Annotated in this window: 21 protein-coding genes and 1 pseudogene; 4 read left to right on the top strand and 18 right to left on the bottom strand. The window is 61.8% G+C overall.

What is annotated here, in order from left to right; all coding sequences use genetic code 11:
• Positions 1-83: 83 nt before the first annotated feature.
• Both AACV02_RS24505 and AACV02_RS24500 read right to left on the bottom strand, forming a co-directional pair.
• Positions 84-1,037 carry a FecR domain-containing protein gene (locus tag AACV02_RS24505; protein ID WP_119742544.1) on the bottom strand — a complete coding sequence of 318 codons (954 nt, stop codon included), beginning with the start codon at positions 1,035-1,037 and terminating at the stop codon, positions 84-86.
• Positions 1,034-1,546 carry a sigma-70 family RNA polymerase sigma factor gene (locus AACV02_RS24500; protein WP_119742542.1) on the bottom strand — a complete coding sequence of 171 codons (513 nt, stop codon included), beginning with the start codon at positions 1,544-1,546 and terminating at the stop codon, positions 1,034-1,036. Before AACV02_RS24500 ends, AACV02_RS24505 begins: the two co-directional genes overlap by 4 nt.
• A 255-nt stretch (positions 1,547-1,801) precedes the next feature.
• On the opposite strand from AACV02_RS24500, the gene solA reads away from it, so the two are divergent.
• On the top strand, positions 1,802-2,965 hold the full coding sequence (solA, locus tag AACV02_RS24495; RefSeq protein ID WP_119742540.1) for an N-methyl-L-tryptophan oxidase: 1,164 nt from the start codon (positions 1,802-1,804) through the stop codon (positions 2,963-2,965).
• Between the two features lie 318 nt (positions 2,966-3,283).
• Here solA and AACV02_RS24490 read toward each other — a convergent pair whose 3' ends face one another.
• From AACV02_RS24490 to AACV02_RS24455, 8 genes and pseudogenes are all read right to left on the bottom strand, one after another.
• A complete protein-coding gene (locus AACV02_RS24490) occupies positions 3,284-3,910 on the bottom strand; it encodes a glutathione S-transferase family protein (protein ID WP_119742536.1) in 627 nt (208 codons plus the stop codon).
• Positions 3,911-3,978: 68 nt separating this feature from the next.
• Positions 3,979-5,718 carry an OPT family oligopeptide transporter gene (locus AACV02_RS24485; RefSeq protein ID WP_119742534.1) on the bottom strand — a complete coding sequence of 580 codons (1,740 nt, stop codon included), beginning with the start codon at positions 5,716-5,718 and terminating at the stop codon, positions 3,979-3,981.
• Positions 5,719-5,941: 223 nt separating this feature from the next.
• Positions 5,942-7,999, bottom strand: coding sequence for a methyl-accepting chemotaxis protein (locus tag AACV02_RS24480; protein WP_119742532.1), 2,058 nt, complete (start codon positions 7,997-7,999; stop codon positions 5,942-5,944).
• Positions 8,000-8,346: 347 nt separating this feature from the next.
• Positions 8,347-8,637, bottom strand: a complete 291-nt coding sequence (locus AACV02_RS24475) for a DUF3144 domain-containing protein (RefSeq protein WP_119742530.1) — start codon at positions 8,635-8,637, stop codon at positions 8,347-8,349.
• A 93-nt stretch (positions 8,638-8,730) separates the two neighbouring features.
• Positions 8,731-9,300 (bottom strand): annotated as a pseudogene (locus AACV02_RS24470) (ATP phosphoribosyltransferase regulatory subunit); the annotation flags it as partial.
• Between the two features lie 268 nt (positions 9,301-9,568).
• Entirely contained in the window at positions 9,569-10,792 is a 1,224-nt protein-coding gene (locus AACV02_RS24465; protein WP_119742526.1) for a DUF1444 family protein, read from the bottom strand.
• A gap of 101 nt (positions 10,793-10,893) precedes the next feature.
• On the bottom strand, positions 10,894-11,589 hold the full coding sequence (locus tag AACV02_RS24460) for a tRNA (adenine(22)-N(1))-methyltransferase (protein WP_119742524.1): 696 nt from the start codon (positions 11,587-11,589) through the stop codon (positions 10,894-10,896).
• Between the two features lie 24 nt (positions 11,590-11,613).
• Positions 11,614-12,324, bottom strand: a complete 711-nt coding sequence (locus AACV02_RS24455; RefSeq protein WP_106576627.1) for a FadR/GntR family transcriptional regulator — start codon at positions 12,322-12,324, stop codon at positions 11,614-11,616.
• A gap of 349 nt (positions 12,325-12,673) precedes the next feature.
• On the opposite strand from AACV02_RS24455, the gene AACV02_RS24450 reads away from it, so the two are divergent.
• Both AACV02_RS24450 and gudD read left to right on the top strand, forming a co-directional pair.
• Positions 12,674-14,035, top strand: a complete 1,362-nt coding sequence (locus tag AACV02_RS24450) for an MFS transporter (RefSeq protein ID WP_119742522.1) — start codon at positions 12,674-12,676, stop codon at positions 14,033-14,035.
• Positions 14,036-14,054: 19 nt separating this feature from the next.
• Entirely contained in the window at positions 14,055-15,380 is a 1,326-nt protein-coding gene (gene gudD / locus AACV02_RS24445; RefSeq protein ID WP_119742520.1) for a glucarate dehydratase, read from the top strand.
• Between the two features lie 96 nt (positions 15,381-15,476).
• Here gudD and AACV02_RS24440 read toward each other — a convergent pair whose 3' ends face one another.
• The 3 genes from AACV02_RS24440 to AACV02_RS24430 form a co-directional block, all read right to left on the bottom strand.
• On the bottom strand, positions 15,477-15,857 hold the full coding sequence (locus AACV02_RS24440) for an addiction module antidote protein (protein ID WP_106576718.1): 381 nt from the start codon (positions 15,855-15,857) through the stop codon (positions 15,477-15,479).
• Between the two features lie 4 nt (positions 15,858-15,861).
• A complete protein-coding gene (locus AACV02_RS24435) occupies positions 15,862-16,161 on the bottom strand; it encodes a type II toxin-antitoxin system RelE/ParE family toxin (protein ID WP_106576624.1) in 300 nt (99 codons plus the stop codon).
• 138 nt (positions 16,162-16,299) lie between these two features.
• Complete coding sequence (locus tag AACV02_RS24430) at positions 16,300-17,223, bottom strand: ABC transporter substrate-binding protein (RefSeq protein ID WP_119742518.1); 924 nt, start codon at positions 17,221-17,223, stop codon at positions 16,300-16,302.
• A gap of 273 nt (positions 17,224-17,496) precedes the next feature.
• On the opposite strand from AACV02_RS24430, the gene AACV02_RS24425 reads away from it, so the two are divergent.
• Positions 17,497-18,735: an acyl-CoA dehydrogenase family protein gene (locus tag AACV02_RS24425; protein WP_119742516.1), complete on the top strand. Its 1,239-nt coding sequence runs from the start codon at positions 17,497-17,499 to the stop codon at positions 18,733-18,735.
• A gap of 138 nt (positions 18,736-18,873) precedes the next feature.
• Here AACV02_RS24425 and argE read toward each other — a convergent pair whose 3' ends face one another.
• From argE to AACV02_RS24400, 5 genes are read right to left on the bottom strand one after another with little or no spacing between them, the layout of a single operon-like run.
• Positions 18,874-20,025, bottom strand: coding sequence for an acetylornithine deacetylase (gene argE / locus AACV02_RS24420; RefSeq protein ID WP_119742514.1), 1,152 nt, complete (start codon positions 20,023-20,025; stop codon positions 18,874-18,876).
• Positions 20,022-20,699: a DUF1028 domain-containing protein gene (locus AACV02_RS24415; protein WP_119742512.1), complete on the bottom strand. Its 678-nt coding sequence runs from the start codon at positions 20,697-20,699 to the stop codon at positions 20,022-20,024. The genes argE and AACV02_RS24415 overlap by 4 nt, the downstream gene beginning before the upstream one ends.
• Positions 20,700-20,708: 9 nt before the next feature.
• Positions 20,709-21,440: a class II aldolase and adducin N-terminal domain-containing protein gene (locus AACV02_RS24410; RefSeq protein WP_119742510.1), complete on the bottom strand. Its 732-nt coding sequence runs from the start codon at positions 21,438-21,440 to the stop codon at positions 20,709-20,711.
• Positions 21,441-21,490: 50 nt separating this feature from the next.
• Positions 21,491-22,321 carry an ABC transporter substrate-binding protein gene (locus AACV02_RS24405; protein WP_119742508.1) on the bottom strand — a complete coding sequence of 277 codons (831 nt, stop codon included), beginning with the start codon at positions 22,319-22,321 and terminating at the stop codon, positions 21,491-21,493.
• A gap of 28 nt (positions 22,322-22,349) precedes the next feature.
• On the bottom strand, positions 22,350-23,222 hold the full coding sequence (locus tag AACV02_RS24400; protein WP_106576617.1) for a phytanoyl-CoA dioxygenase family protein: 873 nt from the start codon (positions 23,220-23,222) through the stop codon (positions 22,350-22,352).
• Positions 23,223-23,227 lie beyond the last annotated feature (5 nt).

Below are 23,227 nucleotides of genomic sequence, written 5' to 3'. Positions count from 1 at the left end.
CGGCTGTACGCGGGCAGATAAACCTCTGCCTGCACTGGGTTGTGCAACTGCCATGGGATTTTTATAGGGCGCCGTGCAATGATTTATCGGCGCTCGATACTGACCCAGTACGGGCTGTGGTAGTCGACCTGCACCGGCAACGACTGGGCCAGCAATTGCAGGGCACGCTGGCTGTCGTCCAGCGGGAAAATCCCGCTCAAGCGCAGGCTGGCTGCCGCGGGGCTGATGCGGATAATGCCGCGCCGGTAGTCGCGCAATGCGTCCACCACTTCACCCAGTGAGCGGTCACGCACTTCCAGCAGGCCTTGCGTCCACGCGGCCTCGCCACCGCTGGCGGCTTCGAGTTTCAACAGGCCCTGCGCGTTGAACGTGGCTTTCTGGCCGGCGTTGATCACCTGCACGGCGCCGCTGCGCGTGGTGATTTCCACTTGGGAATGCAGCATGGTGATTTGTGTCTGGCCGTCGCCCTGCTGCATCTGAAAACGCGTGCCCAAAGCGCGCATGCGGCCCTGCTCGGTCTCGACAATAAACGGGCGCAGCGGGTCCTTGACCACGTCCACCAACAGTTTGCCGTCGAGCAACGCCAGCAGCCGTTGCCGAGCGTCGAAATGCGTGATCACCTTGCTGCGCGCATCCAGGCTCAACGCGCTGCCGTCTTCCAACGTCAGGTTCAAGCGCTCGCCCGTGCCGGTGCGCAGGCCGTCGGACGGCAGCCAGGTGTCGGACAGCCGCGTGACCAGGCTCGCACAGGAAACGAAGCCCACCAACGCCAGGGTATTGCGCAAAAAGCGGCGACGGCCCGAGGGCGCATTCAAGGTGTGCAACAGGCTCTCGCGCGGCATGCGCCGCAGGTCGTCGTTGCCCAGCGCCGACACGCCACTGCCCATCATATTGAAGACCTCGGCCCGCCGTGGGTCGCCCTCGCGCCAACGGCGGAACGCGTGGTGCTCCTGGGCACTGGCATGCCCCGATTGCAGCAACGCCATCCATTGCGCCGCCTCATCGATCATCGCCTCATCGGGCGGGTTGGTGCTCATGGCTGCTCCATCGCCAGGTAGCAACGCTTGAATGCATCGGCCATGTACTGCTGCACCCGGCTCACCGACACCTGCAGCCGTTCGGCAATTTGCGCGTAGGTCAGCCCATCCAGTTGGTGATACAAAAACGCTGCCTTGGCCTTGGCCGACAAGCCGTTGAGCAAGCGGTCGACTTCAAGCAATGTCTCGATCAGCAACAAGCGCTCTTCAGGCGACGGATGCACCAACTCCGGCGCCAGGGCCAGTGCTTCCAGATACGCACGTTCCAGGTCCTGGCGGCGCCAGCCCTCATACATCAGGCGCCGCGCAATGGTGGTCAACAATGCGCGTGGCTCTCGAATGGCCGCCGGGTCCGGCAACGCCAGCACCCGCAAAAAGGTTTCCGAGGCAATATCCTGCGCCCCGTGCGGGCATCCCATCGCCCGGCCAACGCGCGCGCACAGCCAGCTGTAATCGCTCTTGAACATCTGACCAATCAGACCGAAATGCAGGTTCTGATTAACACCCATTGCATGCTCCGTGCGGATAACGGCCATTCAGCCTTGCTGTCGAGGAACGATGGAGATCCATCGCTGGAAAGGCGGACTTTGCATGAAGGCGGTATAGGTTAGGAAAGAATAAAAAATTGCAAAGGGCTTTGTAATTGGCATATGCAGAACGCGTGGCCCAACGCTGCCAAGCGAGGCCCCCGTGCCTGATGCCCATTGTTTTTTCTGCCGTCTTGGCCTCAACTACTGCCCTGCCCTCAGACGCGAGTATCAACCTTGGAACGCTATGAATCGCTGGTCATCGGCCTCGGCGCCATGGGTGCCGCCACGGTGTACCAACTGGCCAAAGCCGGTGTAAACGTTGCCGGTATCGATCGCCATCACCCGCCCCACTCGTTCGGCTCAAGCCACGGCGATACGCGTATCACGCGGCTGTCGGTGGGTGAAGGCGCGCAGTACGTGCCCATTGTGCGCAACTCGCACCGTATCTGGCGTGAGCTGGAGGCGTTGTCCGGGGAGGCGTTGTTCGAGCAGTCGGGGCTGTTGGTGCTGACCTCCCGCGATGACTTCGACCCCAGCGATGAAACCGACTTCACCCGGCGCACCATTGGCCTTGCGCAAACTTATGGCATCGAACACGAGTTGCTGGATGCGACGCAGATTCGCCAGCGCTTCGCGCAATTTTCCCAGGTGGCGGACAGCGCCATTGGCTACTACGAACCCGGCGGCGGCTTTGTGCGCCCGGAGCGGTGTATCGATGTGCAGCTCAAGCTGGCCGAGCAGCACGGCGCCACGCTGTACAAGGGCGAGACCGTCACCCAGATCAGCTCGGACGCGCACGGCGTGACGGTGACCACCGACAAGCGCACGTTGCAGGCCGACAAACTGGTGGTGAGCGCGGGCAATTGGGCGGGCGGTTTGCTCGGGGCGCCGTTTGATCGGTTGCTCAGCGTTTATCGCCAGCAACTGTTCTGGTTCGCGCTTGAACCGGGTGCCGATCTGGTCGGCAAATCGCCCACGTATATCCTCACGCATGGCCAGGATCAAACCCACTATGGCTTCCCCGCATTGCCCGGCGAGGGCAGCCTGAAACTTGCCACGGCGCAGTATCACACCGCTGCCACGCCTGAGACGCTGGACCGCACGGTCTCGGCGGCGCAAGCGCGCGAGATGTATGAGCAACAGGTGCAGGGCCGTATCGCCGGGGTGACGGCCGAGGTGGTGAAGTCAGCGGTGTGTGCCTACACGGTGACGCCGGACCACCATTTCATCATCGACGAGCACCCATCGCTGCAGCACACACTGGTGGTGTCGCCGTGTTCGGGGCATGGCTTCAAACATTCGGCGGCGTTGGGGGAGGCGTTTGCGCAGTGGTGTATGCGGGGGTCGAGTGAGCTGGATTTGTCGTCGTTTTCGTTGAAGCGGTTTGCGAACAGCTGAGAAGCCGCTCTCGGTGGGCTGTAGGGGCTAAGGCGTTGTGAAGCGCGGGCCTCTTGCGGCGAACGGGCTTCTTGTGGCAAGCGGGCCTGGTGTGGCGAGCGGGCTTGCCCCGCGTTGGGCTGCGCAGCGGCCCCAATGAATGGAGCAGAACGCGGTGTATCAGGCGGTACTCGGCGGCTGGTTTGGGGCTGCTTCGCAGCCCAACGCGGGGCAAGCCCGCTCGCCACATCAAGCCCACTCGTCACACCGGGCCCGCTCGTCACACCAGGCCCGTTTGCCACACCAGGCCCGTTCGTCACAGGGGTAACGCCTGCGCTTTTATTTGGCGAAGGCGTACTCGCCGCCCTGCTCCACTGCCTTGCGGTAGGCCGGGCGCGCCTGGAAGCGTTGCACCCACGCGGCCAGGTTCGGGTAGGCCTGCAACTTGCCTTGGGCCTTGGCGATTTCGCCGATGAAGCTCATCTGGATATCCGCGCCGCTCAGCTCGTCACCCACCAGGTATGGCGTACCCGCCAGCACGTCGTTCAGGTAGCCCAGGTAGTTAGCCAACTCCGACTCGATGCGCGGATGCAACGGTGCGCCCGCTTCACCCAGGCGGCCGACGTAGAGGTTGAGCATCAGCGGCAGCATTGCCGAGCCTTCGGCGAAGTGCAGCCATTGCACGTATTTGTCGTAGGTGGCTGTGGCCGGATCGGGCTGCAGACGGCCTTGGCCATGACGGCGGATCAGGTAGTCGATGATCGCGGCGGACTCGATCAGCACAAGGTCGCCATCTTCGATCACCGGGGATTTGCCCAACGGGTTGATTGCCTTGAGTTCGGGCGGAGCAAGGTTGGTTTTCGGGTCGCGCTGGTAGCGCTTGATCTGGTAAGGCAGGCCGAGTTCTTCGAGCAGCCACAGAATGCGTTGCGAACGCGAGTTGTTGAGGTGGTGGACAGTGATCATAACGGCTCCGCTGAACGAGAGTGGGTATCCAGGTAAGAGACTACGCTGTCGCGGTGGAGTGCCATGGATTAATTCGCAACCATCGCCCACAACGACGCGCCGACCCCGGTGATGCTCTCCCCGGCGATCAATCCGGCCGCCGCGGTAATCGCAAAACGTTCGGTGAGACTCGGCCAGCGGCAGCTCGCCAACCACGTCAGCACCGCGCCGAGGGCCATCATCAGCGACACCGAAGCCGGCAGCACGAAGGCCAGGCCCAAGGCCGCGGCGCTGGGCAGATACCGGGCGCGTCGGGACGACAACGTGCTGTCGAGAACGCCCAGCAACACGCCGACCGCACCCGCCAGGCCAATCGCCCAACGAATGCTCACCGACAATGAATCCAGGCCATGGGTCAGGGTTTGCGCCACGGCTTTCCAGGTGGCGACCGCAGGCGCCGGCCACTCTTCGGTGAGCAGCATGCTTTGCGGGTCGGGGATCAACGCCAGGTAGGCAAATACGCCAACGATGCTGCCCACAAAAATCCCCAGAATCTGCGCGATCACTTGCTTGCGCGGCGTGGCGCCAATCGCCTTGCCAACCTTGAAATCGTTCATCAAGTCCGTGCATTGCCCGGCCGAGCCGCCGGCGGTGTTGGCACTCATCAAGTTGATCGGCACTTGCCCCGGCGCAACGATACCGAAGCTCAGCTGGGACAATTGCCCGATGGCGCCAATCGGCGGAATGCCGGTGGCACCCACCACGCGCGCCGCCACGGCGGCCAGGCAAATCGCCAGGGGAATGGTCAGCAAGGCCATCCACAGGTTGATGCCGAACAACAGCGCCTGCAGGCTCACCACCAGCACAATCGCCAGTGCAAAACCGGCGGCAGGCCCAGCCTTGGGCACCGCCCAGGGCGTGCCGCCGCCGGCTTTGGTGGACGTGTGCAAGGCCCACAGACGGATCGCCAGCGAGGCCAGCGTCGAACACACCATCAAGCTCACGCCGGGCCACAGCAACCATTCCACCAACGCGGCAAATTGGGGGCCGCTGCTGCCTGCCGGCAGGTTGACCAGACCTTGCGCCAACAGCCACGGCCCCAGCCCGCCCCAGGCGAGCAAGGCGCCAAGCAGCAGGGTCAGGCCCACGCGAATACCGATGATGCCGCCAAAGCCCAGCAACAGCAGCGAAGGGTCGGCGGTAAACGTCAGGCGCTCCAACGCCGCGCTGGGCGACCAGCGCGGCAAGGCCCACATAAACGTATCCACCCACTTGACCAGCCCGGACAGCAACGCGGCGCCGAGCAGCACCTTCAAGCGCGTGGCGGCTTCACGGCCGTGGTTGTAGATGTGCAGCAGGGTTTCCAGGGTGGCCATGCTCTCGGGGAATTTCAGCGCGTTGTCATTGAGCAGCGAGGGCCGCAGGTACCAGGCGATCCAGATCCCGAGAAAGCTCACCGAGAACACCCAGGCGATCATCGGCAAGGCGTCCAGCGTGTGCCCGGTCAACAAGGTGTAGGCCGGGATCGGCGCCACCAGCCCGCCGGAGATAATCGAGGCGGCGGCCGAGGCAACGGTCTGGTTGATGTTGCTTTCGTGCAGTGTCCACGGCAGTTGCCCGGGGCTGCGCCTGGCCAGGCCCTGCCAGATGGCGTAGCCAACCAGCAAGGCGATGATCGACATGTTGAACGACCAGCCGATCTTGAGCCCCGCGTACACATTCGAGGGCGTGAGCAGGATGCCCAGCACGACCCCGGTGATCACCGCGCGCAGGCTGAGTTCGCGTTCCACGGGGGCGGTCAGGTCGGGTGATGGCGGGGTTGAAGGCATGCAGATTCCTTTCGGCAACGGAACAGGGTGTCTTGATAAGTGAGCCCTGTTGGCGCTGAAGGTTCATCTAACGCGCGGTGCTTTCATTCAGAGCGCACCGCGTTGAGGGGGCGCAGCAGGCTCAATTAGAGCGATGGGGTTTTTCTGATAGTCCTCGTTGTCTGGGTTTGGGGCCGCTTCGCGGCCCGACGCGGGGCAAGCCCGCTCGCCACAGGGGGGATGGTCAGTCCAGGCGAAAGCGCGCGGTGTTTTCACTCAGGGCGCGGCTGCCTTTACTCAAGGTGTCGGCCGCCTGGTTCACCGCGCGCGCGCCGTCGAGCAAGCGCCCTGCGGCCTGATCGACCTGCTGGATATTGCCGCTGACTTCATCCGCCGTCGTCGCCTGTTCTTCCACCGCCGCCGCAATCTGCGCCAGGGTGTCGGTGACGTTTTGCACCGCGCCGGCAATTTCGCCCAGGCGTGTGCCCAGGCCGGTGACGGACTCGGCGTCAGTCAGCGCCTGGTCACACGCGGCGCCCATCAGCGTGACCGCCTGGCTCACCGTCGCGCGCAGGCTGTCCACCGTGCCGGCGATCTGCGCCGTCGAAGCCTGGGTGCGTTGCGACAGGCTGCGCACCTCATCCGCCACCACGGCGAACCCGCGGCCCTGCTCGCCTGCGCGGGCCGCTTCGATGGCGGCGTTGAGTGCGAGCAGGTTGGTCTGTTCGGCAATGCCGCGAATGGTGTCGACCACCGACTGAATTTGCTGGCCCTGCTGGCTCACTTGCTCCAGGGCATTCGCCGTGTCGGTCAGGCGCTGGTTGAGTTGCTGGATACTCGCCGTAGTGCGCTGGCTGTCGCGGCTGCTGTCTTCGGCGATACGCCGGGTTTGCTGGGCGCTGCCGGAAGCCTGTTCGCAGCTTTTGGCGACGCCCATCGAGGTGGCCGCCAGTTGCGTGGCGGCGGCGGCGATCTGGCTGATCTGGTGTTGCTGGTCTTCGACTTCGGTCAGGGTGCTGCCCGATTGCGCGTTGAGGGTGAGCACTGCCGAGCCCAGTTGCTGGGTCTCGTGGTTGACGCCCAGCAGGCTGGTGCGCAGCTGCACCACGGCGACGTTGAGCGCGGTGCTGATTGCCGCCAGTTCATCGCGACCTTCCACCGCCACTTCGACGCACAGGTTGCCGTCACGCAGGGACTCGGCGAGCGTGGTGATGCCACTGGCACTGCGACGAATCGAAGCCTGCAGGCAAATAAACAGGTACAACGCCGCCAACGCCAGCAGGCTGAACGTGGCCACCACCGGAATGAACTCCCTGAGCGAGCGGTCACGGTAATAACTCAAACGTTCATCCAGCGAGTGCAGCGACTGGCTGCGCAGTGCGCCCAACGCGCCGAGGATGCTGTCGACACTGCGATCAAAGCCTGCGGTGTCGAGCTTGATGGTGCCGCCAAACACGCCATCGTCCAGGCCTTTGAGTTCGTTATCGAGCAATTGCAGGCTGGTGTCGTATTGCGCCGTCCACGGTTGCATCCCGGCGTATTGCTTGGCTTTGAGTGACGCGGCGGCCTTGACCAACTGGTCACGTGCATCGCCGATTCGGCCGCGCAGGTCGCGCATCTGCAAGCGGCTTTGCAAGGTGAATTGCCCGGAGGCAATCGAGGACTGGCCGACGCTCGCGGTGCGGCCGATACGCTCGATCAGGTCCGGCGTGTGCTGGGTGGAAATCTGCATCAGCAAGTAGGTTTCCAGCCAGGGGTCGAGGATCAGGCCGGCGTCCAGGGTGATCTGCTCGCGCAAGGTTTGCATCGCAGTCAGGGCGGCGGTGAAGCGGTCATAACCGTCCGGCCACCAGCCCACGGTGCGCAGCGATTGGGTGTCCATGCCCTTGACCGTCGCCTGCAACGCCTCAAAACGGGCCAGGGTGTCGGCGCTGGCGTTGTGGGTCTTGAGCGCATCGCCCAAGGCTTGCAGGCTTTGCACAATGGCCGGGTTGCCGGCATCGACGTTGTCCATCGCGGCCTGTGCGGCGGGGGTTGGGGTGTGCAGAATATCCAGCGCTTTCCAGCGGGCAGCCAGGTTGCGTTGTGCGGTCAACTGCCCATCCAGGGTGTCCAGGGCCAGCAGTTGGCGCACGCCGGACTGCTCGCTGGAAATCACCGCTAATTTGTCGCGATAGTCCTGGCCGATCAGCCACAGGCTTCCGGCCAGGGGCAGCATGAACAGGAAAAACAGGATCTGGAACTTGCGCGCAAAACCGAAACGGCCAAGCAGGCGGATACCCGGTGATAAAAGACTGTGCATGGCCGACCCACTCCCCCAAACAACCTGGATATGACTAGAAGCAAAATGCCATGTCATTGATTGGGAAGGTACTAGCAAGATACGGGCCGTTGGTGGCGGGTCGCGAAATAGGCGGCTTGGCGAGTTGATGGCGCTGGGGCATGCGCGAAAATGGGGCAAAAGCACTCAGTGTGCAGAGTGGAACGGTAACCCGGCTTTCCAGGCAGGCTGGCTTGCCCTGGAGGGCTCTGGGCACTGACCTGCCCGACCTGGCGTGCAAGGGCATCTGAAACAGCCATGGACATCCATCGTCTGCTGAAGAAAGGACAACTCAACGTACAAGAGCAAGTGGAATCGGTGCCGACGAGCTATTTGACCAACATGTACTGACTGAAATTATTGATGTGATCATCCAGATTGTCCTCGAGCATCATCCGGTACTGGTCACAGAAATACTTCAGCATCGCTTCCCGCGCCTCGGCCATTTCGGCGCCGGACTTGAAGTTGCGTGCACTGGCCCAGGCGTTGAAGCGCGTGGTGCCGAACATCATCGAGGCGCTGACCTCGCCGAGGTTTTCACAGGTTTTGAGTTGTTCGTTCGACAGTTCGATGTGTGCATCTGCACGGTCGTAGAAGGCTTGATCGGTGGTGTCGGCCATGGCGGGGGTCCCGGATGAGCAAATGATGGCGGCTATTGGAGCATATCCGGCGGCCGGATAGGAGACGCCTCCGGGTGGAGGCGTCCTTGCACATCACGCCAACGCAAGCACCAGACGCTCAAGCCCGATGCCGAACCCGGCGCCTTCGCGGTATGCACCGCCGCCTACCACTTGTTGCTGAGCACCCAACGCGGGGCAACGCACCTCGAAGCCATTGCCTTGCAGGTAGTAACTCAGCCCGCGTTTGACGGCCAGGTTAAGCTCATAGTCAAGGTTCAGCGTGTCGAGAAAACCGGTGCACAGCGCTTGGCTGCGCTGCAACGCCAGCGCGGGCTCAGGGCTGAGAATTTCCAGCCCCAACTGAGTGAACTCCCGGTAGCGCCCAGCTTGCGGCCGCTCATACCGGTAACACCGCGCCACGTAGAAAAACATCGCCTCCGCGCGCGCGCCAAGCAATTGCGCGTTGCGCTCCTGGAACAGCGCGGTGGCTTCCGGGATCAGGCAACACTGACGTCCGGCCTTGTCATCGAAGGCCCACATCTGCCCGATGATTTCACTGCCGCCGGCTTTTTCGATAAACGTGTCCTGGCCCCACAGGGCCGGCACGATGACTTCTTCAGCGCCCGCGTCGATGAAGATAGCTCCGAAAACGCGCCTCGATCTCTCGCATTGTCGCGGCTTCTTTGCCCGTCACTATTCGGGTACCCCGTAGCATTGTCATCTGTTGAATCTCCCTTTCTACAAGCAATAAAAAAGGCGCCATCGGCGCCTTGGGTGGTGGTTCATCGAGTGATCAGAGGTTCTGGTCAATCAGTGAGCGCAAGCAACCGCGGCACCTTGGGCAGGGTCCGTGGGGGTGATGGCGGTTGCTTTGCGAAAGTTTGGTCATGGGCGATCCTTGCACAAGTGGGCGACGCGTGACAAGCCGGCGCTAAACCAGCGGCGTCAACTGACTCAATTGCGCAGGCGTCGGAAAACCCAGCGTGCGATAGCGCGCCGGGTACAGGCTCGCCGGCGCCAGCAGGTCACCCAACTTGGCCTCAAGCTCAGCCCATTCGACCACTTGGGTCTGGGCGGAGCCATCGGGCTGGATCTGCACCAGCGCCACGCGGTCGGTCTTGGGCAGCAAGGTGTCGACGGTTTCTGTCCAGCTACAGAGCGAGAAGGTCTTGCCGTGACTGTCCTTTAACTCGAACAACGTGTAGGTCGCGACAAACACGTCGATCTTCTGCTCATCGTGAAGGATGTCGAGCTGCTCTTTCTGCGCGTGGTAGTTGCCCTGCAGCAGCATGTGTTCGAGGCTCGCCATGCGCGCCGTGAGCGCTTCATCCTGGCTGATGAAAGGCACGATCCGTTGATCGTCATAGGTGTAGACCTGACTGGACACCGCGCGCCCGCTTTCCATGGCCTTGAAGCTGACCTCGACCATGTGCCGAATGCCCGCTTCATCCTTGTCACCGGTCACCATCAGGATGTCGCGGGTCGGGATCATGAACACGGGGCGGCCCTTGATGGCCGCACGCTGCAGCACATCCGGCAGCAGCACGCGGCTGGTGTCATAGCCGTCATTCCAGCGGCCGAGGTAGAGGCCGGGCACGATTTCGTCAAACGCGTCCTGGGTCGCTTCACGCAGATTGCTCACCGCCACCGCCAATGCCTCGTCCAGGCTCACGCCCCACTGTGGATCAGGCCCCTCGGTCAGGGTGGACGTAGTCTCGGGGTAGTCCACCGCCAGCAGGGTCACGCAGTCGGTGCCCAGCGCCTGGTGGACGGCGGTGTACGGCGCATCCCAGCCCTTGCTGCGGACGTGATGAAGGCGCACTTCTTCGAGCATCGCCAGGTTACGAATCACCGGCCGCAACAGCGGCCTGACGCCTTCGAAGGTTGGCGGGGCTGGCTTTTTGTAGCCGAGCAGTGTCGATACATACCCTTTCAATACGTCAGATTTATGCGCTTTTTCGGCGTTCTGATAGTCATTGAATGCGTTATGCAAATTGAAGTAGCTACCGTCGCCATGCTTGAGGCGGAACTCTTTGGGCACGTACTCAAGAGGTTCGCTGAAACCCGCTTCGCGAGCCGCCTTGATGACTTTCTCGGCGAACGCATCTTCAGTCAGCGGGCGATTGAAAAGTTTGTCGAGCAGGGAGCCAAACATACGCAGCGTCCTCCATGGGTGCAAGCCGTCCATCATGGGCGGCGCAAGAGACCGGGTAAAGCGCCGGTCTGGGATGTGTGACCCTGTTCACTGTTGCCAGTTCAAGCCAGCAGCTGGGTGATCCAGCGCGCCTGTTGTTCAATCTCCTGCACCTTGTGCTGGGGCACCGCCTGCCGGGCCTGCTCGAAGCTGGCCAGGGTCTTGTGTTTCTGACGCAACATGCGTTGCCACTTGCCCAGGAACTGCGGGCTGCGCGCCTGCATCTGCAGCGGGCCGAAGTACAGCTGTTGCGCCGTGTAGACCAGCGGCTCAGCGCGTTCGGCGACGATGATTTCGTAGTAAAACCGGTTTTCCTGCAACAGCTCCTCGCGCACGATCCGGTAGCCGTTGTCCATCAGCCATTGGCGCAAGGGTTGTTCGCCGCCATTGGGTTGCAGGATCAGCCGTTCCTGACCGCTCAAGTGCGCCCTGCCGCTGTCGAGGATGTCGCGGATGGTTTCGCCGCCCATGCCGCACAGGCTGATCGCGGTGATTGCATCCGCCGGTTCAATGGCCGCCAAGCCATCAGCCAGCCGCACGCTGATGTGCTGCTGCAGAGCGTTGTCGCGTACCGTGCGTTCGGCCGCGTGAAAGGGCGTGGCCGCCACCTCACCCGCCACCGCCGCTGCGATCGCGCCGCGACGCATCAAGGCTACAGGCAGGTAGCCGTGGTCCGAGCCGATATCGGCCAGGCGCGCACCCGCCGGCACGTTTGCCGCCACGCGCTCCAGGCGCATGGACAATGTGTGTTCGTTCAACGGTTGTTCCTTATCAGCACAACATTACACACCCGAAAACCGATCCCGGCTGTTGGTCAGGTGCAGCACCATGGCCGCGCGCGCGGCGTCCGGGTCCTGGCGCTTGATGGCATTGAAGATCGCTTCGTGCTCCAGGTTTGCCAACTGACCGAGCTTGGCAAAATCGGCGCCGCCGCGCTCGGCGCCCTTGACCTGCGTGCGCGGGATCATCGCATTGCCCAGGTGCAGCATGATTTCAGTGAAGAAGGTATTGCCGGTGGCCTCGGCGATCAGTTGGTGAAAGCGCTTGTCCTCCTCCACGCAACTGTCGTTGTTCGCCAGCGAAGCCTGGTAATCATCCAGCGCTTCGCGCATGCGCACGAGTTGCTCGTCACTTCTGCGCACAGCGGCCAGCGCCACCGCTTGCACCTCCAGGCCCAGGCGCAGCTCGAGCATATTGCGCACGCTGGCGACGGTGTCCACATGCAGGCGCAAGCCCTGTTGCGCAGGTTGCTCGAGTACAAATGTGCCGATGCCGTGGCGAGTTTCTACCAGACCTGACGCCTGCAACTTGGAAATGGCTTCGCGCACCACCGTGCGACTCACCCCATGCTCAAGCACGATGGTGGATTCAGACGGCAGTTTTTCACCGGGCTTGAGCTGGCCGAGCAGGATGCGCTGGGTCAGCGCATCAACCACGCCCTGGGCCAGGTTATTGGAACGTCTACGGACCAGGGTTGCGTTTTCAATGGGCATCGCTAGGGTCCACGGGGTTGGGCTGGAGGGAGCTTAACACCCCGCTCGGCGGCAACGCTGAGTTGATTCAAGAAATCCCTAACTTGTATGACAACTCAGCTCTCTAGCTTTTAGCCTAAAGGGCGTCGGTGTCGTTAGCCGGGTGGCGCTCACGCCGTCTCGACACACCCTAAACGGCGCAATAGCCCAATAAACGCTGAACAAATAACCAAAACACCTATTAAATTCTCTCGCTTATAAGAACAAATACACCCCACGGCGCATTGCGAAAAAAAGAAATGCACTTGTATGATGTCTATCAACAAAACACGCAAACCCGCATAAAAATAAATCAGGGGAGTTTTGAATTGTGACCAATTCAAACCATGCATCTGCCGCTTCACCCAGCGACTCAGTACTCACGCGCGCCGTGAGCAAAGTGAAGGGCCATGTGCTCCCACTGTTCGTGATCATGTTCATCCTCAACTACATCGACCGGGTCAATATCGGCTTCGTGCGCACGCACATGGAGCATGACCTGGGCATCGGCGCGGCCGCCTATGGCCTGGGCGCCGGGTTGTTCTTTATTGGCTATGCGCTGTTTGAAGTGCCCTCCAACATGCTGCTGCAAAAGGTCGGTGCGCGGATCTGGCTGACGCGCATCATGTTCACCTGGGGCATCGTTGCCACGCTGATGGCGTTCATCCAGAACGAAACACAGTTCTACATCCTGCGCTTTCTGCTGGGCGTGGCCGAAGCCGGGTTTTTCCCTGGGGTGATCTATTACTTCACTCGTTGGTTGCCGGGTGTGGAGCGCGGCAAAGCCATTGCAATCTTCCTCAGCGGTTCGGCGGTCGCCTCGCTGATTTCCGGCCCGTTGTCGGGCGCACTGTTGCAAATGGAAGGCTTTGGCTTTCACGGTTGGCAATGGATGTTCGCCATTGAAGGCCTGGCCTCGGTGGCGCTGGGGTTCTTCGTGTGGTTCTGGCTGGACTCCAAACCCCACGACGCCAAATGGCTGACCCGCGAAGAGCAGGACACACTGGTCGGCGCCATCGACCAGGAACAACGTGAGCGAGAAGCACTGACCACGGTCAAACCGACCATTGGCAAACTGCTCAAGGACCGCCAGATCCTGCTGTTCTGCGCCCTGTACTTCTGCATCCAGCTGACGATCTACGCGGCGACCTTCTGGCTGCCGAGCATCATCAAGAAAATGGGTGACCTGAGCGACATTCAGGTCGGGTTCTTCAACTCGATTCCGTGGCTGATCTCGATCATCGCCATGTACGCCTTCGCCTCGCTGTCGGGCAAGTTCAAGTTCCAGCAAGCCTGGGTCGCCGCCGCGCTGTTGATTGCCGCTGCGGGCATGTTCATGTCCACCACCGGTGGGCCAATCTTCGCCTTCGTGGCGATCTGCTTCGCGGCAATCGGGTTCAAATCCGCCTCGTCGCTGTTCTGGCCCATTCCCCAAGGTTATCTGGATGTGCGCATCGCCGCGGCCGTGATCGCGTTGATCAACTCCATCGGCAACCTGGGCGGTTTCGTGGCCCCGACCACGTTTGGCTTCCTGGAACAAACCACCGGCTCGATCCAGGGCGGCCTCTACGGCCTGGCCGGCACCTCGGTGCTTGCCGCGATCCTGGTGTTTTTCGCCAAGACGTCACCCTCGGCCGTATTGACCTCTGCCAGCGCTGTGCCAACGGGCGCCGCCATCAGCAAACCTCTTTGAGCCTAATTAGGACATTGCCATGAACACTCCTGTAGTCACCCAATTGCAAGTCATCCCGGTGGCAGGCCACGACAGCATGCTGCTCAATCTGAGCGGCGCCCACGGGCCATTTTTTACCCGCAATATCGTGATTCTCAAGGACAGCGCCGGCAACACGGGCGTGGGCGAGGTGCCCGGTGGCGAGCGCATCCGTGAAACCCTTGAAGATGCGCGCAGCCTGGTGGTCGGCCAGCCGATAGGACAATACCAACGCATCCTTAACCAGATGCGCAGCACCTTTGCCGCTCGCGACGCCGCCGGTCGCGGCCTGCAGACCTTTGACCTGCGCATCACTATTCACGCCGTCACCGCCATGGAAGCTGCCCTGCTCGACCTGTTGGGCCAGTTCCTGGAAGTGCCGGTGGCGGCGCTGCTGGGTGAAGGACAGCAACGTGATGCGGTAAAAATGCTCGGCTACCTGTTTTATGTCGGCGACCGCACAGCCACCTCTCTGGCCTACCGCAACGAGGCCGACGCCGATGATGATTGGTTGCGCCTGCGTCATGAGCAAGCCATGACTGCCGAATCCGTGGTGCGCCTGGCCGAAGCCGCCAAAGCCAAATACGGCTTCAACGACTTCAAGCTCAAAGGCGGCGTGCTGAGTGGCGATGAAGAAATCGAAGCCGTCACTGCCCTGGCCGAACGCTTTCCAGATGCACGCATCACCCTTGACCCCAACGGTGCGTGGTCACTCAAAGAAGCCATCCGCCTGTGCCGCGACCAACACCACGTGCTCGCCTACGCCGAGGACCCCTGCGGCGCAGAAAACGGCTACTCGGGTCGCGAAGTCATGGCTGAATTCCGCCGCGCCACCGGGCTAAAAACCGCGACCAACATGATCGCCACCGACTGGCGCGAAATGGGCCACGCGATCCAGCTGCAATCGGTCGACATTCCGCTGGCCGACCCACACTTCTGGACGATGCAAGGCTCGGTGCGTGTGGCGCAGATGTGCAATGAATGGGGCCTGACCTGGGGTTCGCATTCCAACAACCACTTCGATATTTCCCTGGCGATGTTTACCCAGGTGGCCGCCGCCGCTCCGGGAGACATCACCGCCATCGACACCCACTGGATCTGGCAGGACGGCCAGCACCTGACCAAGGCGCCACTGAAAATCGAAGGCGGCTACGTAAAAGTGCCCACCCAGCCTGGCCTGGGCGTGGAGATCGACATGGATGCAGTGGCCAAGGCCCATGAGCTGTACAAAGGCATGGGCCTTGGAGCGCGGGATGACAGTGTGGCGATGCAGTTCTTGATTCCGGGCTGGCGCTTTAATAACAAGCAGCCTTGCCTGGTGCGTTAAGACTTAAGGACAACGGCGATCGAGGTGGGAGCTGTCGAGCTTCAGCGAGGCTACGAAAGCTCGACCGCTCCCACATTTGATCGTCGTGATTCGGTATCAGGGCTTACCGGCTGCCACCGGCTTAGCCCTTGTCGCCTGATTGACAGCAATCGGTTGCACAGTGAGCTCAACGCCTAACGCCAGCATCAGCTTCTGGATCGTCTCATAGCGAGTCTTCGAGCCGCCTTTGAGGGTTTTGTACAGACTCTCCCGGTTGACCCCTGCCGCCTCAGCCACTTTGTTTACGCCTTGGGCTTTGGCAACCTCGGCAAGCGCCTTCATGAATATTTGCGGATCTTGCGCCTTCATGCTTTGCGCGAGATAGGCACTGATAACTTCCGGGCTGTCGAGAAAGCGCGAAGCCTCATAAACACGGGTGCCGGACGTATCAAGATCGAGGATCGGCATGTCCTCGGGTTTGAATTTCGATTCGCTCATTTCATTAACCTCTGAGGGCATCGAGGATCTCTTTTGCCCGTGTGATTCCCCGCTTCTGGTCGGTTTTATCGCTGCCCCATAACATCAGGTAAGCGGTAATGCCCGTCCGTACAAAGTAAATTCTGTAGCCCGGCCCGACGAAAACACGCATTTCGCTCAGGCCTTCACCGACTGGCTCGCAATCGCCAAAATTGTGTTCTTCGGCGCGGTCCAGGCGCGTCAGAACAGCCGTTCTTCCCCAGACATCCTTCATGCCGTCGAGCCATGTATCGAACTGCGGCGTCCTGCCGATCAAGTTGGTCACAGATTCACATGTAGCCTACTGGCTACTCCTCGCTGATGCTAGTTAATTTTTTGTCCCGGTGCGCACCGGAATAAAAAACCTAGCCCAGCCCAGGCATAATCAGCTTGTCGATACCATTAGCGCTTATTTCCGTTACGTTTAAAGTGCCCGATCAAACAGTGGCGTCACGTCATACCGCTGCTTCAGCATCTGTGCATCCACCAGGAAATCCGCCGTGGCCTGGGCTTCGCTGACAATCGTCGGCGAGATCGGCAGTACCTTGATCGCATCACGCTTGAACCACACTTTGGCAATCTCCGGCGCCGACTGGTTGGCCTTCGACCACGCCTCGGCGTACTCATCGATATGGCTGTTGCTCCACACCCGTGCGCGGGTAAGGCGCGCGACAAAGTCTTTGATGATCGCGCCTTTCTGCGCCAGCGTCGGCTCATACGCAACGATGTAGGTCGGCGCGCTCATCAAGCCCTTGGCGTTGCGGATCAGGCGGCTGCCCTCTTTCTCCTGCAGCGACACGTAGGGTTCCCAGGTGCCGAACGCATCGATGTCGCCCTGGGTGAGCGCCAGGCTGGCCTCGGCCGGCAGCAGGTATTTGAAGGTCACGCTGTTGCGCGGCACGCCGGCTTCGTCGAGGGCTTTGTAGGCCAGTTGCTGGCTCCACGAACCATTCCAGATCGCGATGGTTTTGCCTTTCAGATCGGCCACCGACTGGATGCCTTTGCGCGCCACGATGCCGACGCCGTCAAGGCTGGTCTGGGTGCTGGCGACCACTTTCACCGGCGCGCCATTGGCCGCCAGGCTGATCACCGGCGTGTCGCCGACAATCCCCACGTCCAGCGCGCCGCTGGCGACCGCCGAGGCCACAGGGGAGCCAGTATTAAAGCGCTTGAAGTCGATTTTGTAGGGCAAGTCCTTCAACTCGCCTGACAGCTCCAGAACAATGCGGTTGGAGAAAAACTGATCGCCCACGGTGAGCGTCAGCGGCTCTGCCGCCTCGACCGAAGGACCGTGCAGCGTAAGCGCGGCCAGGCCGAGCAGGGCAAGCAAGTGTCGACGATTGATCATGAATGCATTCCACACACGTGAGGGCTGACTCAACCATCTGTGGGCGTGCAGTCTGGTGATGAGAAATGGGGTTGGAAGGTCGCCAAGAACGGCGCCCGTAGAAGCTAACGCAATAAAAGCACGGGGTTTAATACTGTTGCGCACTATCGATAGAACCGCCGCGCAGCTCCATAGCTATTTTTCGTATTAAAAACTTTGCGAACCGTGGGTTAGGGTGGCGGCACCAGACCACTGGACCCCAGCACCTGAGCCACTTTCTGCAAGGTCCATTGCATGTCGATTTACGCGTTGAATATCTGGGGCGCTGCGCCCTCCTCCCGTTACGAACAACTGGCTGCTCCCTTTCGCCCACTCTTTGCGCAGATCCTTGCGCAAGCCGCAGAGGCTGATCAGACACGCGCCAGCCTGGCACTTGTTATCCGCCAGCTCAACGAACTGGGACTGCCCCGCTGGCGCTTGCCTGTGAGCCACGGTGGCCAGGGCGCGACCTTTGGCGAACTGCTTGCGCTGCTCACCGAACTGTCCGCCGCCGACTCCAACATCACCCAGGCCCTGCGTGGGCATTTTGGTTTTTGCGAGGACGTCCTCTGTGCCAAAGACCTCGACTGGCGCGCCAAATGGCTGGACCGGCTCGGCCAGGGCGCGCTGCTCTCTCCGGGCAGCACCGAGGTCGGCAACCAGACCCGCGGCGACTTCGAAACCCGTCTGCACCGAGATGCCGACGGCACCCTGCGCATCAGCGGCAGAAAGTTCTACACCACCGGCGCGCTCTACAGCGACCTGATCAACACCGTCGCCACGGGTGAGGATGGCACGGTGTATTCGGTCGTCGTCGACCTCAAGGCCCCTGGCGTGCACATTGTCGATGACTGGAATGGCTTCGGCCAACGCCTCACCGCCAGCGGCACCTGTATTTTCGACAATGCCCCGGTGGAGGACGACCTGCGCCCTACCCACCAACGCTTCGGCTACGGCCAGTCGTTCTACCAGATCTACCACCTCAGCACCCTCGCCGGCATTGCTCGCCGCGCGGCGCTGAGCGGTGCACAAGAACTCAGCCAGCGCGCCAGAACCTTCACCACCGGCAACGCCGACACCGCAGCGCAAGACGTGCAGTTGCTGCAAGTCATCGGCGAAGTTGCCAGCCAGGCCTACGCCGCGCACGCCATCACCCAGCAAGCGGCGCAGCGCCTGGAGCAGACGGCGCAGTCTGTGATCGCCCACAAGCAGGCGCTGCACGACGATGACCCGCACGTGGCATTGGCGGAGCTGGAAGTGTGCCTGGCAGTCAACCCGGTGGTGGACGCGACACTCGCGGCGACCACCGCACTGTTTGACGCGCTGGGCGCCAGTGCCACGGCCAGCAACAAAGCGCTGGACCGGCTGTGGCGCAATGCGCGCACGTTGGCCAATCATAATCCGCGGGTCTACAAGTCGCGCATTGTGGGCAACTACCTGGTGAACGGTGCGCTGCCGCCGGCGCAGTGGCGGGTGGGCGTGGCCAACGCCTGAGCAAACAACACAGAGCAAATGTGGGAGCGGGCTTATGTGGGAGCTGGCTTGCCTGCGAAGGCATCACCTCGGTTTAACTGCAAGACCGGGGCGCCTGCATCGCGGGCAAGCCCGCTCCCACATTGGATAGGGGTGGCCTTACTGGCTCACAAACGCCACCACCCGCGCCAACATCCGGTCACACGCCGCCAATTGTTCCAGGCTGATGAACTCGTCGGGCTTGTGGCCCTGCTCCATGCTCCCCGGTCCGCAGACCACTGTGGGAATCCCTGCCTGGTCAAACAGCCCGCCCTCAGTCCCGAAAGCCACAGTGCCGTAGTCGCGTGAGCCGCAAAATTGCGCAATCCACTCAGCCGCCTGGCTCTGCAGCGACGTCGCCAAGCCCGGGTAGCTGGATAACTCGCTGAAGCTGATCGCACACTGCGCGCTCACTGCCTGCATTGCCGGCAGCAGCGTGTGTTCGGCGTAGCCGCGTAACTGGTCCGCAACCTGCCAGGGGTTCTGGGTCGGCAACGCGCGCACTTCAAAGTCAAAACTGCAATCCTGCGGCACGATGTTCAAGGCCTTCCCGCCGCTTATCACGCCGGTTTGTACGGTGGAAAATGGCGGGTCAAATCGCGCATCAAGGTGCTGCTCAGCCTTGAGCGTTTCACCGAGCCGCACCAGCTCACTGATCAACAGCGCAGCGTATTCGATAGCGTTTACGCCCGACGGCGCATAGGCCGAATGGCACGCCGCGCCGTGAATTTGGCAGCGCATGCCCAGCTTGCCCTTGTGGCCCAGCACCGGCTTGAGCTCGGTGGGCTCGCCAATCACGCACAGCAGCGGCTTGACCGGTTGCGCGTGAAACCTTTCGATCAACGAGCGCACACCCAGGCAGCCGATCTCCTCGTCATAGGACAGCGCGATATGCACCGGCATGCGCAGCGGCGCCTGCACCAGTGCCGGCACGCAGGCCAACACACAGGCGATGTAGCCCTTCATGTCCGCCGTGCCACGCCCGTACAACTTGCCGTCTTTTTCTGTCAGGTCAAACGGCGCCACCGTCCAGCGCTGACCGTCCACCGGCACCACATCGGTGTGCCCGGACAACACAATCCCCGGCACGCCGGCCGGGCCAAGGGTTGCCAGTAGGTTGGCCTTGCTTTTTTGCGCGTTGAACACCAACTCGCAGACCACGCCGTGGCCTTGCAAATACGTGCGCACAAAGTCGATCAAGGCCAGGTTGGATTCACGGCTGGTGGTGTCGAAACGCACCAGTTGCGCCAGCAGGTCGCGGCTGTTGCTCATCGGTCATCTCCCGGTACCGCATAGCCCGGTGCATGTTGAGGGTTGATGGCGCGGTCAATGTAGTCCTGCAGTTGGCTGCGATAGGCCTGCCACAATTGGTCGAGGGCGCCGATCGGGTCGTCATCGGCCCAGTCCACGCGCAAATTGACGATGGGCCACAGCAGGTCATCGACCACCACGAGGGCGGCCGAATGCACCGGGCCGGCTTCACCGCCTTTAGCCTGGCCCGCCTGCATCGCGGCAAGCAATCGGTCGGCCAGGTGCCCGGAGGCATTTTCGAACGCCCGCACCATGGCCGCGATCACGCCGGGATGGGCGAGCATATTCCCCGCCGCCACGCATTGCTCACCACTGAGCGCCGCATGAAGGCCAAGGGTCTGCGCGCCGCTGAAATGCGCCGTGCGGCCTTGGTTATCGATCACCGTCACCTGGCGATACTGGCTGTGATCCTGCCCGGCCAGCACCGTTTCCAGCGCCTCATCCGGCGCCAAGCCCTGCCCTAAGCTGTCCAGGATATGCGGCCCCAAACTCGGCAAGGTGATGTTCTGCGACGCCACCGCGCCCACACCGGGGCGCAGCCACGGGCAGCGCGCACCAACGGCAATGCTTGAAGAGCTGATTGCAATGCCCAGCTGGCCGGTCTCGGCGCAGCGAGCGACAACGGAAAACGTCATAAAAAGCCCTCAGTCGAGCACCGAAGGGTCGGCGTCGATCATCAACTGCTTCATTTCTTCAAAGTGCTGCCGCGAAAAGTCCGCGATACCTTCCCACCCGCGTGCGGTTTTCTCCGCCACGTCATCCGACAACACCCGCAGCGGCTGCCCGGTGGACCACGCCGTCACCAGGATCTGGCAGGCACGCTCCAGGGTCCAGATATCGTCAAAGGCCTCACCAATGGACGCCGCCGTGACCATCACGCCATGGTTGCCCATCAGCAGGCGGCTCTTGCCGTCGAGCAGCGCGGCCAGGCGCGCGCCTTCGGCTTCGGTGTCAGCCATGCCGCCGTACAGTTCGTCCACGGCCACGCGGTTGAAATAGCGCGCGGTGTTCTGGTCAATCGCCGGAATGTGCGGTGTGGCCAGGCACGCCACCGCCGTGGTGTAAACCGGATGCAGGTGCAGCACGGCGCGGGTTTGCGGCAGCAGTCGGTGGATCTGCCCGTGGATCGACCAGGCGGTGGCGTCCACATGCGGGTGGTCGGCGCAGGCCGGGTCGTCGGCGTTCAACAGCAACAGGTCGCTGGCGCGAATGCGCGAAAAATGCTTCCACTTCGGGTTAAGCAAAAAATGTTTGCCGTCGGCCGATACCGCCGCGCTGAAATGGTTGGCCACCGCCTCGTGCATGCCCAAGTGGGCAATGATGCGAAAGGTTGCCGCCAGGTCGATGCGCGCCTGTTCTTCAAGGGATAACGCCATGAATCTGTCTCCGCAAGGCGCGACCGCAGGGCTGCGGTCGCGCAATAGGCTTACTTGGGCATCAGCGCGGCGATGTCGGCATCGGTCGGCGCTTCAAAGTTGTATTTCTTGAGCAAGGCCGCGTATTCCGGGGTCGCGCGGTACTTGTCCAACCCGTCGAGCAGGGCTTTTTTCACCTCGTCGTTGCCCTTTTTCACGCCGAAGCCGTTGAGGACCGGGTAGATCAGCGAGTCGGACGAAATCACCACGCGGCTGCCGAGCTTGTCGACCACACCCCGCGCCACAGCGGCATCGGTGATCTGCGCTTCAACGGCGTGGGCCAGCAAGGCCTGGGTGGTTTGCGGGTCGGTGCTGTATTCACTGATCGCAATCGGTTTCAAGCCTTTGGCCACGCAGTACTCATCCGACAGTTTGTGCATCTGTGCCAGCCAGGACGTGGCGCCCATGGAGCCGATCTTGTGGCCGCAGAACTCTTCCGGTTTTTTGGGTTGGAACGCACTGTCCTTGAGGGTCAGGATCGACTCGCCGCTTTTCAGGTAAGGGATCATGTCGATGACTTTGACCCGCTCTGCCGTGATGTACATCGACGAGTTGGTCACATCGAACCGCCCGGCCTGCAGGCCGGTGATCAGGTTGGGGAAGCGCGTGTCGAGGGTTTCGACCTTGCGCCCCATGACCTTGCCCAGGCCGTCCATGAACTCGATATCAAAGCCTGCCGGCGTGTTGTTATCCATGTACTCATACGGGAAGAAGGTCACGTCGGAACCGGCGATGATCTTGCCTTCCTGCTGGAACGCCGAAGCCGCCAACGAGGTCAGTGCAACCGCGGCGCCCAACAGGCACACGGCAAGAGGGCGAAGACTTTTTTGAGACGCTGTCATGGTCATTACCTGCAAGGGTTTTAGGGGGTTAGGCAGTCGCGGAGTCTTGGCCGGCCTGTTGCACAAAAAACGACGCGCCACGGGGTTTCTGCGGCAAGCGCAGGTGGTTGTCGGTGGAGCGCACCAAGCCACTTTCTTCACCGGCTACCAGCAGGCCGGCGTGTGCACTGGGCAGCGGATTTTCGCCGAATGGCAGCGCGTCTTCAGCGGCGTAGACGCTGATGAACAGGGTGCGCGGCAGTTCGGTCTCGTTAGGGCTGGACGCATGTAAAAGGCGCGTGTGCATAAAGCACACGGAGCCGGCCGGGCCATAGCAGGCGACCGGTTGCCGGCAATGTTCTTGAACCACGGCATCGTCCACCGAACCGGTAAAACGCTGGTCCTGCCAGTGCGACCACAACGGGCCTTTGTGGCTGCCGGGGATCACATTCAGTGGGCCGTTTTGCGGGGTCACTTCGCTGACCATCAGCAAGGCAGTGACGATGTCGTCGTTGCTGTGCGGCGTGAACAGAAAATCCTGGTGCCACTTCACCTGCGTCGCGGTGTGCGGCAGTTTGGAGTTGATCTTGCTGTGGTGAAAACGCGCGCCGCCAGCGCCCACCAACTGCGCGGAAATCGCCGCCATCCGCGAGTGCAGCGCCACGCGCTCATACGCCGGGGAAATCTCGGTGGGCGAACTCACCCGCCGCAACGACGGGTGATCGGCGCGGTGGTCGCCTTCCAGGTCGAAACGCGCGCGGCCATCCACGGTGGCCCCCCAGCCCTGGTCGTGGCTACGGCTCTCCTCCACCCACTGGTCGAAGTCGTGTTGCAACGCGGCCACTTCGTCCAGCGACAACACGCCCTCCACCACCAGGAAGCCGTCGCGCTGGAATTGTTCGATTTGAGCTTGCTCGATCATTTTTA

This window comes from Pseudomonas sp. Larv2_ips (assembly GCF_963879675.1).
Lineage (GTDB): Bacteria > Pseudomonadota > Gammaproteobacteria > Pseudomonadales > Pseudomonadaceae > Aquipseudomonas.
This window is presented reverse-complemented; position numbering and strand designations above follow the sequence as displayed.

Coding starts and splice junctions, on each gene's coding strand:
- AACV02_RS24480 (WP_119742532.1), bottom strand. CDS start 7,999: ATGCACAGTCTTTTATCACCGGGTATCCGCCTGCTTGGCCGTTTCGGT.
- AACV02_RS24475 (WP_119742530.1), bottom strand. CDS start 8,637: ATGGCCGACACCACCGATCAAGCCTTCTACGACCGTGCAGATGCACAC.
- AACV02_RS24505 (WP_119742544.1), bottom strand. CDS start 1,037: ATGAGCACCAACCCGCCCGATGAGGCGATGATCGATGAGGCGGCGCAA.
- AACV02_RS24405 (WP_119742508.1), bottom strand. CDS start 22,321: ATGACAGCGTCTCAAAAAAGTCTTCGCCCTCTTGCCGTGTGCCTGTTG.
- argE (WP_119742514.1), bottom strand. CDS start 20,025: ATGAGCAACAGCCGCGACCTGCTGGCGCAACTGGTGCGTTTCGACACC.
- AACV02_RS24415 (WP_119742512.1), bottom strand. CDS start 20,699: ATGACGTTTTCCGTTGTCGCTCGCTGCGCCGAGACCGGCCAGCTGGGC.
- AACV02_RS24410 (WP_119742510.1), bottom strand. CDS start 21,440: ATGGCGTTATCCCTTGAAGAACAGGCGCGCATCGACCTGGCGGCAACC.
- AACV02_RS24400 (WP_106576617.1), bottom strand. CDS start 23,222: ATGATCGAGCAAGCTCAAATCGAACAATTCCAGCGCGACGGCTTCCTG.
- gudD (WP_119742520.1), top strand. CDS start 14,055: ATGAACACTCCTGTAGTCACCCAATTGCAAGTCATCCCGGTGGCAGGC.
- AACV02_RS24425 (WP_119742516.1), top strand. CDS start 17,497: ATGTCGATTTACGCGTTGAATATCTGGGGCGCTGCGCCCTCCTCCCGT.
- AACV02_RS24500 (WP_119742542.1), bottom strand. CDS start 1,546: ATGGGTGTTAATCAGAACCTGCATTTCGGTCTGATTGGTCAGATGTTC.
- AACV02_RS24485 (WP_119742534.1), bottom strand. CDS start 5,718: ATGCCTTCAACCCCGCCATCACCCGACCTGACCGCCCCCGTGGAACGC.
- AACV02_RS24430 (WP_119742518.1), bottom strand. CDS start 17,223: ATGATCAATCGTCGACACTTGCTTGCCCTGCTCGGCCTGGCCGCGCTT.
- AACV02_RS24465 (WP_119742526.1), bottom strand. CDS start 10,792: ATGTTTGGCTCCCTGCTCGACAAACTTTTCAATCGCCCGCTGACTGAA.
- AACV02_RS24440 (WP_106576718.1), bottom strand. CDS start 15,857: ATGAGCGAATCGAAATTCAAACCCGAGGACATGCCGATCCTCGATCTT.
- AACV02_RS24455 (WP_106576627.1), bottom strand. CDS start 12,324: ATGCCCATTGAAAACGCAACCCTGGTCCGTAGACGTTCCAATAACCTG.
- AACV02_RS24490 (WP_119742536.1), bottom strand. CDS start 3,910: ATGATCACTGTCCACCACCTCAACAACTCGCGTTCGCAACGCATTCTG.